This is a genomic window from Arcicella sp. GW458-12-2-14-TSB2, assembly GCF_059423785.1.
This window is the reverse complement of record NZ_JBWKYN010000146.1, coordinates 1-14,951: the sequence shown is the minus strand read 5'-3', so window position 1 is coordinate 14,951 and position 14,951 is coordinate 1. Positions and strand designations below refer to the sequence as shown.

The following is a 14,951-nucleotide window of genomic DNA, read 5'->3' as shown; positions in this document are numbered from 1 at the left end:
TCAATCATAAAAAAGCGGTCGAAAAACAAATTTCGACCGCTTTTTTATGATTTTAAAATTCGGGATGACTCATGTTTACACTAATAATACATTTAATTATTAAAAATAATTATCTCAATACAGTTACTTTATGATTTTCTATTTTACCATCATTTAAGTTAACTGAAAGTAAATAATTGCCCGAAGGGAGGTGTTTAATATTAATACCTTCTGCTGAAATAGCATTAGATTCTAGTACAGTAATACCACTCATATTTTGCAATTTCACATGACTAACTTTATTCAAAGTATTCGATGAAATATATAATATATCAGAAGTTGGATTAGGATAAACTACCGATACAGTATTTCTTTCAGCAGTAACTCTATTAAGGTTAGTAGTAGAAGTGCCATCTTTTGGTGAAAAAGATACATTATTATTCCCTGCACTTAAAGCAGTCGTATTCAAAGAATAGTTAACTTGGTAATTTTGGTTATTAGCAACTACTGATTGTCCCGGAATAACAAAAATAGGCGTTTCTGTTACCGCTAAGTGGAAGTTATGAGTGCTATCTGTAACACTTAGACTATCCATTTTTTCACTTCCTGCTTTTGGATAATAGATTTTAATATCGTTGATATTATCCAAAGCTAAAGTATAATTACCTGTTCTTCCTATTTCATCTGGAATCATTAAAGCATACGCAGATTTCCCATTTAATTCATATCTATCTACCAATGGGTCCTGTGAAATGGTTTCTTTGTAAACGTAATTCCCTATTAGATTTTTTGTTTGGTACAAATAATCAGCAATCGGACGACGGTGTCTTAGTGAATCTATTAAACCCGAAGATGCAAATTGAGTAGGATTATAAGGGTTTGAATCATACAACATATAAAAGAAACTTCTTTCTAATCCTAAACGATTATACATCAATGCCGAACGAAGCCCCCAATCGGCTTGAGTGATGAGAGCAGATTTGCTACCTATTGGAATAGCCTTTAATGGACTATTTTGATTCAAATCAAAGCCTAATTCAGTAATCCACACTGGCATATCGTAGGCTTCATCATGTGCTAATTGAACAAACTTTTTTGCGGTATTTAAAGCCGAAGAAACTTCTGGGGCAGCCGCTCTTGTTGATGAACCACTTTGTGTTGAATTAGCATTATCTGAATATAAGTGATAATTGATTACATCCCAACATAAATTGACTTTTCCATCAGGCTTATAACCTCTGAACTCCTTACACCAGTCTATCATTCCTCTTACATAGTCTGGGTCAGCAGAAGCCAAACCTGCCATTACTACTTTGATGTTGGGGTCTGCGTTTTTAACACCAATGCCTGGCCCCATAGTATTTTTATGTCCATCATAAAATGCTGATAAGTTTGCCGCATATTCACGGGCTGTTTGATAGCCTTTACGTCCTTTCCACCATTTATCTCTTTCATTACCACATTCAATGTATTTTATCACATTAAGACCTACTTTTAACACGTTAGGGCTATCGCTTGTCCAACGTGGTTGATCAAAAACACTAAGTAATGTAGTATCAACATTAGCGTTGCTTCCGTATCTAGCAATATACTGAAACGCTACTTGTGCTTGGTCTCTATAAGCATTAGGGTCTGAGTATGAATAGCCATACCTTGCTGGAACAATTTGTCCATCATGATATGTAGTATCAGGATATGTATTAAAAAACCAGTAAGGAACCCCTTGTAAACATGGCAAAACCTCTATCCCATCTTGCTTACAACGTTCATAGATTGCATCATAATTCCAACCTCCATTAAAGCATGGGTTATACGTATAAACATTTTCAAAGTGTTCTATTTTCTCCCAGTCCATATACTGACGAAAACCCGTAAACGCTTTAAAAGCCTGAACTTTATTTTCATCAAGTAAAGAAGCATCACTAGCTTTTAAGAAATCCCATTCAAATGAATTGATACCAAAAGCATCTTTCATTTTTATATTTTTCAAAGGTGGACTTGTTTGAGTAACAGTACTTGCTGTATAAGTACCATACAATTCCATTTCTCTAGGAAATCCCCCATAACAATTGATAAGTAAATATCTGAAGTTAGCAGTAGAAGGATTTGCAAGCACGAAATTATTAATATCACTTGGGTTAGGGCCAACCCATTGGTTATAAGTACTTCCAGTGAAGGTAGCAATTAGCACTCTTTCCCATTGGTCAGTAATACCATATAACTTAAATGGTTCGTTTTCCAACGTGCCAGAACCATCATAAAACTTTACACTTTGAATATTAATTACTTCTCCTTCTTTTAAAGGATAGTAGCAGTCGTAATTATCCAAAATTTTGCCCCATCCTGTAAATACCTCATTGTCAGTATTTCCATCAAATAAAGCATCTAACCCATTCCCTACATGGTTTAGTTGATACCATCTTTTAGGGGCAATCGGGATTTTGGTGCCTACTATTGTAGGACCTGTTGGCGTTGTTGGAGTTGTTGGAGTTGTTGATCCAGATACAATTGCTTTGGCCGCTCCATTAACAGGATTGCCATAAACATTAACTTTCTGAGGAACATTATTGCCGTATTTACGAACAATAATGGCATCGGCTACAATCGGATTTGCCAAATTCAAGTCAACAAATGAATTATACGTTGACCCATCAAATAAGCCTAAATATGTTTTTGTCGTATCATTTAAAGCATAAATAGAGGCTGGTCTATCAGTAAAAACACCTGTATAATCAAAAAATGAAAGTTTTGAAATAATACTTTTAAATTCAAGGGTTAGTTTTATATCAACCCAAACACTGTTGCTACTCGACCACGAACTTTCTACTAATACATCTAAACTATCTGAAAGCCAAGGCGTATAATCTTGCCCTGTGTTGATGTTAGGTGTAATTGCAAAGTATCTTAAACGGTTTAATGACGGACTATTGGGTGTTGTGTCACCAAATACTTTGATTTTCTGAGGGATATCATTGCCAAATTTTCTAACAACGATAGCGTCGGCAATAATAGGAGTTGTTAAGTTCAAATCGACAAAATTATCATAAGTAGAACCATCAAATAAACCAAGGAATGTCAACGTAGTATCTTTCAACGCATAAATGGAAGCTGGATGTTCTGTAAAAACACCTGTGTAATCATAAAATGAAAGCTTTGAAATAGTACTTCTATGTTCAAAAGTTAGCCTAACGTCAACCCATTTGGCATTATTAGTCCATGCACTTTCAACAAGTGAGTCTAGGTTATCAGTGAGCCAAGAGGAATAATCCTGTCCAGTGTCTTCGCTAGGGTTGATTGAGATGATTTTTACACGATTTGTACTTTGTGAGAAGGTAGTGTGTAAAGAGCAGAATAAGGTACAACAGAGTAATAGAATTTTTTTCATTGTTTTAAAATATAATAGTGAAATATGCAGAAGTCATTGCACATCAAATATAATATTTTTATCATTCATCTCTTTTATACTACTTGAAAATTAATATTTATTTATTCAACAAATTACTGAGTATCTATTAATAAAATTGATTTATTATCAAATGTTAATAATCAATAAGATGTATATTGATATTGAGCCAATAACAAAAAGAGCTTGTACTTTCAAATTATTAGAAAATACAAGCTCGAATATTGATTAGAACAAAAGTTAATATCAGGAACAGGGTTATACGCCTAAACACAAATTAATCGAAGAAATTATAAAGCGGTAAAAGCCCCCTACTACACCAACCCCTCCTTCAACAAATCATGCAAGTGAACAAAACCTATGGGTTTATTATTTTCAACTACTACCAACTGCGTAATACTTTTCTCTTGCATCAGTTGTAAAGCTTCTACGGCAAAAGCGTCGGCATTGATTGATTTTGGCTTGGCTGTCATAATATCTTTCGCTGTTAATCCTACCAAATTATCATGTACGTTTAACATTCTTCGTACATCACCATCCGTAATTATACCTAGTAAGTCGTTGTCCTGATTTACTACTGCTGTTGCACCTAATCTTTTAGAACTAATTTCTAAAAACGCCTCTTTAATACTTGCATTTTCGGATACTAGGGGCAATCCATGATTAGGGTAAATATCTGATACTTTCAGGTATAAACGCTTGCCTAAGGCTCCACCAGGGTGATATTTGGCAAAATCATCACTATTAAATCCACGGCATTCTAATAAGCATACTGCAAGGGCATCTCCTAATGCCAAAGCTACTGTTGTACTGGTTGTCGGAGCAAGATTTAAGATGTCAGCTTCTTTCTCAGTATAGGCATGTAAAATAAAATCTGCATTTTTACCTAGATAAGAACTTGTATTTGAAACCATTGCAATTAATTTTACACCAGTTCGCTTAATAAGGGGTATCAAAATTTTTATTTCGGGTGTATCGCCCGATTTTGAAATACACATTACGGTATCTTCTGTTTGAATCATCCCTAAATCACCATGTATGGCATCGGCAGCGTGCATGAACAAAGCGGGCGTTCCTGTTGAATTAAGCGTAGCCACAATTTTCTGGGCGATAATTGCAGATTTGCCAATACCAGTAATCACCAAGCGACCTTTGGCCTTAAGTAGGTGATTTACACATGATTCAAACGATGAATCAATTGATGCAACAATTTTTAGGATTGCATTTGCTTCTTCCTCTAAAACTTTTTTTGCAGTTGATTGGATATTTTTTACTAATTTCAATGTTAGAAACAGTTTTTCAAGACTGATTTTGTGTTAAATTTATTACAAAGATAAAGGATTATTAACCACGATATTAATCAAAAAACCTTTTACAAGTTTCAAAAACAATGAGTGTTACACAAGAAACCACCGACTTTTTAAAAGAAAAACTCAAAGAGACTTTTGGATTTTCCCAGTTCCGTGGTGAACAAGAAGATATTATAAAAAACACCCTTTCTGGCGAAAACACTTTTGTCATCATGCCGACGGGTGCGGGGAAATCATTATGTTATCAAATGCCTGCCATTGCGATGGAAGGTACTGCTATCGTAATTTCTCCGTTGATTGCCCTGATGAAAAATCAGGTTGATCAAATGAACGCATTTGGAATCAATGCTCAATTCTTGAATTCATCATTGAACCGTGCTGAAATGACGAAAGTTAAAAATGCGGTTATCAGCGGAGAGGTAAAGTTGTTATACATCGCTCCTGAATCTTTAACCAAAGAGGATAACCTAGCGTTTTTAAAACAAGCCAAAATCTCTTTTGTAGCAATCGACGAAGCACACTGTATTTCGGAGTGGGGGCATGACTTCCGCCCTGAATACCGCCGTATTCGTTCTATTGTAGAAAGCATCAATACAAAGTTGCCAATCATTGCCCTTACAGCCACAGCTACACCAAAAGTTCAGCAGGATATCCAAAAGAACTTGAACATGGACGATGCTAGGCTGTTTAAGTCTTCATTCAATCGTAAAAACCTTTATTACGAAATCCGTGCGAAGCGTGATGATATTGATAAACAAATTATCAAATACATCAAGGCCAATCATGGAAAGTCGGGAATTATCTATTGTTTAAGCCGTAAGAAAGTAGAGGAAATTGCTAATTTACTCAATGTAAATGGTGTAAGAGCTTTACCTTATCATGCTGGTTTAGATGGTGATGTTCGCATGGCTAATCAAGAGGCTTTCTTGAATGAAGAAACGGATGTGATGGTAGCAACGATTGCCTTCGGGATGGGAATCGATAAGCCAGATGTTCGCTTTGTGATTCACTACGATGCTCCTAAATCATTAGAAGGCTATTACCAAGAAACTGGTAGAGCTGGTCGTGATGGTCTGGATGGTACTTGTATCATGTTTTATGCGAAAGAAGATATCAACAAGTTAGATAAATTCAACAAGGATAAAACCATTACAGAGCGCGATACTGCTCGTATGCTTTTGCATGAAATGGTACATTATGCCAATTTGGGTACTTGCCGCCGTCGTCAGTTATTAAACTATTTTGGTGAACACGTTGATAAAGACTGTGGTTTCTGCGATAACTGTAACAAACCAACGCCAAAATATAAGGTAGAAGAAGCAGTAGTATTGGCATTAAAAACGGTTGAATTAACAGGCGAGCGTTTTGATGCACAACATATCGCAGATATTTTGATGGGTTATAAAAGCCAATATGTGGGCAGTTATGAACACAACAAAATTGAAACATTCGGAAAAGCTAAATCATTGTTCAAACTGAATGCTGATGAGGACGAAGACGACGATGATGACGATGACGACGAAGTAGAATTTTCGGACGAAGAAGATGAGGATGGAAATCCGATTCCGAAACAAAAGAAAGCAAAACCAGCAGCAAAATCTAAGAGCAGAAAAAATGCAGAGCCAGAACCGATTGAACAATGCGTTTCGATGGTGCGTCAGATAGCGGTATTAGGTTTCTTAGAAAAAGATGTTGAGAATTATGGTGTATTGAAAGTTTCTGAAAAAGGAAAAGAGTATTTGAAAGACCCTTATCCATTAACACTTTCAAAAGACCACGATTATGAAAACGAGAAAATAGAAGAAGACGAAGAAAAAGAAGCGGCATCGGGCAGTGGTTCGTATGATGTAGCATTATTTGAGTTGTTGAAAAACCTTCGTAAAAAACTAGCAAAAGAAAAAAATCTTCCTCCGTATGTAATCTTCCAAGATCCATCGCTTGAAGAAATGGCAACTACCTATCCAACTACTAAAGATGAGATGGCTCAGATTAATGGTGTGGGTATGGGTAAGGTTGTAAAATTTGGTCGTCAGTTTATTGACTTAATCAAAAAGTACGTTGAAGATAATGAGATTGAAACTGCTACAGAAGTAGTTGTGAAATCGGCTGTAAATAAATCAAAAATCAAGATTCATATCATTCAACAAGTAGATAGAAAAGTAGATTTGGATATCATTGCTGACCAGAAGGAGCTTTCGATGGCTGAATTGATTGAAGAAATCGAACATATCTGTTATTCTGGTACTAAACTAAATCTTGATTATTATATCAACCAAGTGGTTGAGCCTGATAAACAAGAAGAAATTTTTGAATATTTCATGGAGGCTGAATCTGACAATATCGCAGTGGCCTTGGAAGAATGTAATATTGATGATATTACCGAAGAAGAATTGAGATTGATGAGGATTAAGTTTTTGAGTGAAGTAGCGAATTAAGAGTTGTGAGTGATGAGTTGTGAGTTGTGAGCGGTTTTACGCTGTAGTTTAATGCAATGGCATACAATATTTAACTATTCACACAACAACACGTTGTTTATTTTAGATAAGTTACTTAAAAGGGTACTAGGCAAATCCTTAAGAATCAATCAATAAAATTGCTTAATGGAATGTTTCAATGATTATGCGGTAATTAATCATTGAAACACAAGAAAATAACAATAAATGAATACACTAATTTTAGGCTCTGGCGGACGTGAACACGCTTTTGCTTGGAGAATATCCCAGAGTACTCTTTGTGATAAATTGTTTGTAGCACCGGGTAATGCTGGTACTGCACAAATTGCTACAAATCTGCCTATTTCATATAATGACTTTGAGAAAATAGCTGAAGCCGTTTTAACAAATGGTATTGAGTTAGTAATTGTGGGACCTGAAGAGCCTTTAGTGAAAGGAGTAAGAGACTATTTTCAGTCGAGAGAGGATTTAAAACACGTTCTGATGGTTGGTCCGGATGCTCATGGAGCAATGTTGGAAGGTTCAAAAGATTTCTCGAAAAACTTTATGGTAAAGTATGGCGTTCCAACAGCGAAATCGCAGACTTTTACCAAAGATACCCTTGAAGACGGTTTAAAATATTTAGAAACCCAAAAGCTACCTATCGTATTAAAAGCCGATGGACTAGCCGCTGGTAAAGGAGTAATTATTGCCCTTTCGCTAGACGAAGCCAAAGAAGCCTTAACCGAAATGTTGGTTGACGCAAAATTTGGTGATGCTAGTAGCAAAGTGGTTATTGAAGAGTTTTTAACAGGCATAGAACTATCTGTTTTTGTATTAACAGATGGAGATTCTTACAAAGTTTTACCTGAAGCCAAAGACTATAAGCGCATTGGCGAAGGCGATACAGGTTTAAATACTGGCGGTATGGGTGCAGTTTCACCTGTGCCATTTGCTACAGCTAAATTCATGGAGGCTGTAGATACTCAGGTAATCAAGCCCACGCTGGCTGGTCTAAAAGCTGAAGGCATAAAATACAATGGTTTTATCTTTATTGGTTTAATGAATCACGAAGGCGAACCTTATGTAATTGAATATAATGCTCGAATGGGCGACCCTGAAACAGAAGTGGTTTTACCAAGAATTGAGTCTGATTTCTTAGCTTTAATGATTGCCACTGCCAAAAATGAATTGCATGAGGCTGACTTTACAGTAAGTAAACAACATGCCGTTACTACGGTAGTTGTAGCTGGTGGTTACCCGAATGACTATAGAAAAGGTGATGTAATCGTGGGCTATGATTCAATCAAAGAAGCTACAATTTTTCATGCAGGTACTAAACTAGACAATAATTTAGTACTCACGAATGGTGGTAGAGTAATGGCATTGACAGGCATGTCGAATACCTTAGAGAAAGCCATTCAAAAATCTCAAAAAGCTGCCCAAGATGTGCTTTTTGATGGAAAATATTATCGAAAAGATATTGGGTTAGATGTGTTGAGGTATTAATCATACTTATTTATAAACACATAAAGTAGAATGTTTTTTTCATTCTCTCCTTAAATTATGGGATGTAAATCTTGCTCCTCAGGAAGCTGTGGGACTAAAAATAAAGACGGTGGTGCTGTTGGAGGATGTCAGAACAACGGTGCTTGCGGTACGGGCGGTTGTAATAAAATGAACGTGTTCGACTGGCTGTCGAATATGGATATTCCTACTTTTAGTAAGTTCAATGTGGTAGAAGTAAAATTTAAAGGTGGTAGAAAAGAATATTTCAGAAACACTAATCAAATTGAACTCTATGCTGGCGACCCTGTAATCGTTGATGTTCCAAGTGGGCATCATCTTGGCTTTGTATCTTTACAAGGCGAGCTTGTGCGTTTACAAATGCTAAAGAAAGGCCTAAAAGATAACGAGGAAATAAAAGTTATCTACCGAAAAGCCAATGATAAAGACCTTGAAAAACACGACCAAGCCGTTGCACGTGATTACCCTACGATGTATCGCACCCGTGAAATTATCAAGGAACTAAAATTGAATATGAAGCTCTCAGACGTAGAGTTTCAATCTGATAATACCAAAGCTATCTTTTATTATTCTTCTGACGACCGTGTGGATTTCAGAGAATTAATTAAAATGCTTGCGAGCGAGTTTAAAGTTAGGGTTGAAATGAAACAAATTTCCCTTCGTCAAGAAGCTGCTAGAGTTGGTGGTATTGGCGTATGTGGGCGAGAATTGTGTTGTTCTACTTGGCTGACTGACTTTAAAAACGTAACTACTTCGGCGGCTCGTTATCAAAACCTTTCCTTGAATCCTGTAAAACTTTCTGGTCAATGCGGGCGACTTAAATGTTGCTTGAATTATGAACTAGAAACTTATATGGATGCTTTGAAAGATATTCCGACAATTGAAAAATCTCTTCAAACGATAAAGGGTGAAGCTTTTTTACAGAAAACGGATATTTTCAAAAGAGTAATGTGGTTTGGTTATAGAGGCGAAGAAAGTAACTGGATTCCTGTAACGGTTGATAGAGTAAAGGAAATTATGACCTTGAACGAAAGGGGCGTAAAACCACAGTCTATCGATGGTGCTGAGTCTGCAAAAATTGAACTAGAAATCGAAAAAGGTGCTGGTCCTTTAAATGCAGATTTAGACAAAATGGATAGAAAGTACGGCGGAAACGGTGGTAAGAAAAGCTTTGATAAGAAAAAAGGCGACCGTCCTGACTTCAAATCAGAGAAAAAAGACAACCCTCGTCCTGAACGTAAAGAATTCAAACAAGAAAAAAGAGAAGTAAAGGCTGAACAACGCCCTGTGAAAACTGAAGATAAGGCACATCAACAAGAAAAGCCTGTTCAACAGCCAAAACAACAGGGAGCAAAAGGACAAGAGCAACAAAAGGCTACTCATCCTAAAAATAATCATAAACCTCAGCATCCTAAAGGCCCTAAACCACAACAGCAAGGTAATCAACAGCCTAATGCTAATGCGTCGGAGCCACAACAGGACAAAGGTGCTCAGCCAGCTAAAACGAATAATAATAATCAGGGAAATAAAAAGCCCCATCATCAAAAACAGAATCGTCCGCCACAAAATCGGAACAATAACCGTAACAATGACGATAGCAAAGCAGTTTAGCGATATGTCGAGTACAAAATATTTGGTTAACAAAGCTATTCAACAATGGTTCAGCACGCCCACCATGCGTCTGAACCATTATATCATGGCTTTGTTAACCATTTGTTTGTTCACACTTTCATCTTGTGATACCAATACCATCTTAAAGGAAAACTACGATATTCCTGATGCAAAATGGTTTATTAAAGATGCTCCCACTTTTACTTTTGAAGTAAAAGACTCAGTATCAGCCTACAATGTTTTTTATACCATTCGTAACAATCGCTCTTATCCTTACTATAATTTGTACTTGACGCATTACTTAACGACAGAAACAGGAAAAATAATTCATCAAAAATTGGATGAAGTAATCTTGTTCGACCAAACTTCTGGACGTTCTTTAGGCGAAGGACTAGGCGATATTTACGACCATAAAGTATTAGTCTTCAAAGATTTTCATTTTCCTAAAAATGGGAAATACAAAATCCAGATTCGTCAGTATATGCGACAAGACCCACTATTGGATATCATAAGTGCAGGCTTTTCGATTGAAAAAGTAGTAGCTCATTAATTTTTAAATCGATAAGTAATCGTAACGAGATAACTTAGTCATGCAAAAATTTCTTCCTTTATTCCCGCTCAATTTGGTGGTTTATCCAATGGAAGCCCTCAATCTTCATATTTTCGAGCCTCGTTATCGCGAATTAATCAATGAATGTCTGGACAATGATAATACCTTTGGTATTCCAACTTTTATTGATGGGAAATTACCGGGCTTTGGTACTGAAGTAAAAATCATTTCAGTATCAAAAAGATACGATGATGGAAGAATGGACATCAAAACCGAGGGAATAAGAACCTTTAGAATTATTGACTTTCAGAATCCCGTCAAGCTAAAAATGTATGCTGGTGGGGTTTTAGAAATGTTGCCCGAAGTGGAAGTCCGACCAATAGTAATGATTGGTTTAGTAGAAAGAGTAAAGGTATTATACAAATTGCTAGAAGAAGAAAACACTTTCGACATCAATAAAGACCAGCCTTACTCCTATCAAATAGCCCATAAAATTGGGTTATCCTTGGAAGAAGAATACCAATTACTAAAAATGCCAACCGAAGCAGAAAGACAAGGCTTTTTAATACAGCATCTGGAAAGAGTAATCACGGTATTGCAAGAAATAGAAAAAACAAAAGAAAGAATTAGGATGAATGGGCATTTCAAGAATTTAGACCCATTAACATTCTGAAGTAAAATCAGATTCTATCGTCTATATAAACATTATAACTATTAAAAAAATGAAAATTGCTGTTTGGCATAATTTACATAGTGGTGGAGGTAGCAGAGCCTTACAGTATCACATTCAAGGTTTAGTAGAACGTGGACATCATGTAGAAGTTTGGGCGGTAAATCCTGATGCGGGTGGTTTTATGAAATTGCCCTCAGAAGTAATTCTTCATTCAGTACCCGTAACTCATACTAAGCTTAATCCTAGTTTTAAAGAAAAAATATCTTTACTATTTTTTGAAAAAGAAGCCAATATGCTTGCCATGGAAGCGCACTGTCAACAATGTGCTAATGAAATTCATGCTGGTAATTTTGATGTACTTTTTGCCAATAGCTGTTCATATTATGCCGTTCCCTTCATCGGCAAATTCATCAAAATACCAAAGGTATTGTACTTAGGCGAACCAATGCGCTTTTTGTACGAAGCCATGCCAAAACAAGTTTGGGAAGCACCTGATAGGTCACAAAGTAAGTTTAGTTTACAATACTGGACTCATACATTTGCTAGTGCATGGCGTTTAAATAGGTTCCGTATGTTTGTACGAGAAGAACGGATAAATTTTGATGCTTTTAATAAAGTGTTAGTCAATTCTTATTTCTCTGCTGAAAGTTGTCAGCGAGTGTATGGATTACCTTCCGAAGTTTGTTATTTGGGGGTTGATACTGAATTATTTCATCCGTCAACTGATGGTACTAGTCAAAATGATTATGTGGTCGGGCTAGGAAGTTTCATGACACATAAAAACCCTGAATTTGCCATTAGAGCATTGGGCTTAATTAAACAAAACAGACCGAAGTTACTCTGGATAGGCAATATGGCTACTGAGGAATATTGGCAAGAAATGCAAAAGCTTGCTAAAGGGCTAAACGTAGAGATTGAGCTAAAGAAAATGGTTTCTGATAGTGAATTAATACAATTACTTAGCAATGCAGTATGCTTGGTATACACATCTAAACTAGAACCTTTTGGCTTTGCTCCTTTAGAAGCCAATGCTTGTGGCATACCAGTAGTGGCTATTGCCGAAGCAGGTGTGCGTGAAACTGTAATTCATGGCAAAAATGGCTTTTTAACGAATAATAAAGCAAGTGAGCTAGCCTATTATATTGAAAAGTTGATTACAGACAAAGAGCTTAGAAAAGAAATGGCTGATTTTGCTTTGACGAACGTTCGTAAGAATTGGTCTTTACAGGCTGGCTCAGACAGACTTGCACTGGCCTTGAATGAAGTGGTCAATCTATAAACTAATCAGCATAATAGTCTTTTAGGAATCTTCGCATATTTTCCTTGAATCTTAAGACTTCAATATTTCTGTCTACTTCATTGATCATTTGTTTCAAGTAATTGGTAGTTTTCTTAAATTTCATCTTCATCGTTTTAGTATCTCCTCCAAAACGTTGAAATAAACTACTGCCATTATTGGTGATTGTAGCTTGATTATGCAGTTCCCACAGACTTGCCTCTAACTCATTTATTTGTTCTTTCAATAGCTTGTTGTAGTACTTCAGTTGCTCATCGGCCATCGTTAGCGATGCAATATTAGTACTCGTCAATGCTATTTTCAGTCTGAGCAATTCAAACAAATCATCTTTTTCATAAGCAGCCGTTATTTCCTTCATAATTTCGGTTTTACGTGCCCGTTCGGCTTCATCCTGTTCACGGTCAGGATGAAACATTTTTACTAAATCTGTATAAATACTTCGTGCTGATTTACTGATATTGTTAGCCTCTTTTTTTAGCTTCTCTTCTTTTGCTAATTGTTTTGCTGTTTTTTGTTTTGCTGTTTTTTTTGCCTCCTCACTCGCTTGTTTCTCTGTCAGCTTTTGTTCAAATAGTTCTTCTAATTCCTCAGCATTATCAATGTTTAACTCTTCTTCACTTAATTCAAGTCCAAATTCATATCGCATGGTATCCTTAATAGATGCTATATTTTTCTTTTCATATTCTTCGCTAAGTTCCTCGTAGGTTCCAGTCTCATTATATTTATTAAAAATTGGAATCAGTTCCTCAACCCCAGCCCTCTCAATTAATTCAACAGATTTCTCTAAAATAAAATGGGCTATTTTTTCTTTCTCCTTACGCTTAAAAAAAGGGTCATCATGATGTTTATCAAAAACAAATACTAAGTCGGCAATTTTGGATAGATGCTTTTTTTCAAGTGGGGCTACCTCTTTTTGAATAGTACTGGTAATTATTTCAATTTGTTGTTTATCCGTTATAAGCCTTAGCTTCAATTCATCAATTTTCTGTACATAATCATTAAACTGTTTCTGGAGTTTAGAGAGATTTTTATCTGGTTGTTGGGTAAGAATTAGGTTATTTGTATTCGACATATACTTTGCTATTAAAATGAGCTATTCGGGTATTCAAAATTACTTTATTCTGCCATACTATTATTCATCAAAACGATAATCACGAAAGCAAGTAGTATAAAAATTGAGTTTTTATTGAATTAGCTTAACTTTGTCAATATAAATTAAACAGATATGGAAGATAGTACTAAGCTAAAATTGGATGTAAAACATTCTAGGATTCAAGCCATTATTGAAGCAAAATGCCCACAGTGTAGAGAAGGCAAAATGTTTATGTATCCGTTTTGGCAAATTAACAAATTTGATAAAATGCACGACAATTGCCCTGTTTGCAACCTACGTTTTGAAGTAGAACCCGGTTTTTGGTATGGTGCCATGTTTATTAGCTATGGTATCAATGTGGGTTTCTTAGCACTTTTAGGCGTTGCTATTTTCTTTATTTTCAACGACCCTCCAATTCTCTATTATATCATTCCAATCACAGTGCTTTCGTTGGCTGCTGTACCTTTTAATTTCAGAGCTTCGCGCTCTATATTCATTCATTTATTTGGTTTTGTAAAATATAAACCAAGATAGCTTTTGTAAATTATGGAAATAAGGAAAGCTGATATTACGACAGATTATGATGGTATTTGGGAAATATTTCATCAAGTAATAGCTTCTGGAGATACCTATGTAATTGACCCTCGCACCCCCAAATCAGCCCTAGCCAAACATTGGTTTGCTGATTATATGTTTACTTATGTGGCAGTAGAAGATGGCGTAATTTGTGGGACTTATATTATTAAGCCTAACCAAATAGATTTAGGCTCGCATGTAGCCAATGGCTCGTACATGGTTCATCCCAGTTTTCAAGGAAAGGGTATTGGCAAATTTTTGGGGGAACATTCTTTACAAGAAGCTAAATTGTTAGGCTTCAAAGCCATGCAATTTAATATTGTAGTCAGCACCAATACGTATGCGGTAAAGCTGTGGGAAAATATTGGGTTTCAAATTATGTGTACTATTCCCAAGGCATTTAATCATCAACAATTAGGCTTAGTAGATACCTATGTGATGTATCAATCGTTTGAGTAGTGTTGGATAACGAACAAAATAGCGGAGGTCAGAAATTTAAA

Annotated in this window: 11 protein-coding genes; 8 read left to right on the top strand and 3 right to left on the bottom strand. The window is 36.0% G+C overall.

Annotated elements, in window-relative coordinates; all coding sequences use genetic code 11:
- Nucleotides 1-109 precede the first annotated feature (109 nt).
- Both AC07XN_RS18155 and AC07XN_RS18150 read right to left on the bottom strand, forming a co-directional pair.
- The gene (locus AC07XN_RS18155; RefSeq protein ID WP_494744085.1) at nt 110-3,364 is read right to left on the bottom strand and encodes a T9SS type A sorting domain-containing protein; all 3,255 of its coding nucleotides are present in this window, start codon (nt 3,362-3,364) and stop codon (nt 110-112) included.
- A gap of 332 nt (nt 3,365-3,696) precedes the next feature.
- Complete coding sequence (locus AC07XN_RS18150; RefSeq protein ID WP_309921044.1) at nt 3,697-4,665, bottom strand: KpsF/GutQ family sugar-phosphate isomerase; 969 nt, start codon at nt 4,663-4,665, stop codon at nt 3,697-3,699.
- A gap of 107 nt (nt 4,666-4,772) precedes the next feature.
- Here AC07XN_RS18150 and AC07XN_RS18145 point away from each other — a divergent pair, with 107 nt between their 5' ends.
- The 6 genes from AC07XN_RS18145 to AC07XN_RS18120 all read left to right on the top strand — a co-directional run bounded on the left by AC07XN_RS18145 (nt 4,773) and on the right by AC07XN_RS18120 (nt 12,764).
- A complete protein-coding gene (locus AC07XN_RS18145) occupies nt 4,773-7,127 on the top strand; it encodes a RecQ family ATP-dependent DNA helicase (RefSeq protein WP_494744084.1) in 2,355 nt (784 codons plus the stop codon).
- Between the two features lie 225 nt (nt 7,128-7,352).
- Nucleotides 7,353-8,633, top strand: coding sequence for a phosphoribosylamine--glycine ligase (purD, locus tag AC07XN_RS18140; protein ID WP_494744083.1), 1,281 nt, complete (start codon nt 7,353-7,355; stop codon nt 8,631-8,633).
- 57 nt (nt 8,634-8,690) lie between these two features.
- Complete coding sequence (locus AC07XN_RS18135; protein ID WP_494744082.1) at nt 8,691-10,262, top strand: PSP1 domain-containing protein; 1,572 nt, start codon at nt 8,691-8,693, stop codon at nt 10,260-10,262.
- A gap of 64 nt (nt 10,263-10,326) precedes the next feature.
- Nucleotides 10,327-10,812, top strand: coding sequence for a gliding motility lipoprotein GldH (locus AC07XN_RS18130; protein WP_494744086.1), 486 nt, complete (start codon nt 10,327-10,329; stop codon nt 10,810-10,812).
- Nucleotides 10,813-10,852: 40 nt separating this feature from the next.
- Nucleotides 10,853-11,485, top strand: coding sequence for an LON peptidase substrate-binding domain-containing protein (locus tag AC07XN_RS18125; RefSeq protein ID WP_309921065.1), 633 nt, complete (start codon nt 10,853-10,855; stop codon nt 11,483-11,485).
- Between the two features lie 49 nt (nt 11,486-11,534).
- The gene (locus AC07XN_RS18120; protein WP_309921067.1) at nt 11,535-12,764 is read left to right on the top strand and encodes a glycosyltransferase family 4 protein; all 1,230 of its coding nucleotides are present in this window, start codon (nt 11,535-11,537) and stop codon (nt 12,762-12,764) included.
- Between the two features lies 1 nt (nt 12,765).
- Here the strand turns inward: AC07XN_RS18120 and AC07XN_RS18115 are convergent, their stop codons facing one another.
- Complete coding sequence (locus tag AC07XN_RS18115) at nt 12,766-13,854, bottom strand: hypothetical protein (protein ID WP_494744081.1); 1,089 nt, start codon at nt 13,852-13,854, stop codon at nt 12,766-12,768.
- Between the two features lie 153 nt (nt 13,855-14,007).
- Here AC07XN_RS18115 and AC07XN_RS18110 point away from each other — a divergent pair, with 153 nt between their 5' ends.
- Both AC07XN_RS18110 and AC07XN_RS18105 read left to right on the top strand, forming a co-directional pair.
- The gene (locus AC07XN_RS18110) at nt 14,008-14,409 is read left to right on the top strand and encodes a DUF983 domain-containing protein (protein WP_309921072.1); all 402 of its coding nucleotides are present in this window, start codon (nt 14,008-14,010) and stop codon (nt 14,407-14,409) included.
- A gap of 12 nt (nt 14,410-14,421) precedes the next feature.
- Nucleotides 14,422-14,910, top strand: a complete 489-nt coding sequence (locus tag AC07XN_RS18105) for a GNAT family N-acetyltransferase (RefSeq protein ID WP_494744080.1) — start codon at nt 14,422-14,424, stop codon at nt 14,908-14,910.
- The last annotated feature ends 41 nt before the right edge of the window (nt 14,911-14,951 follow it).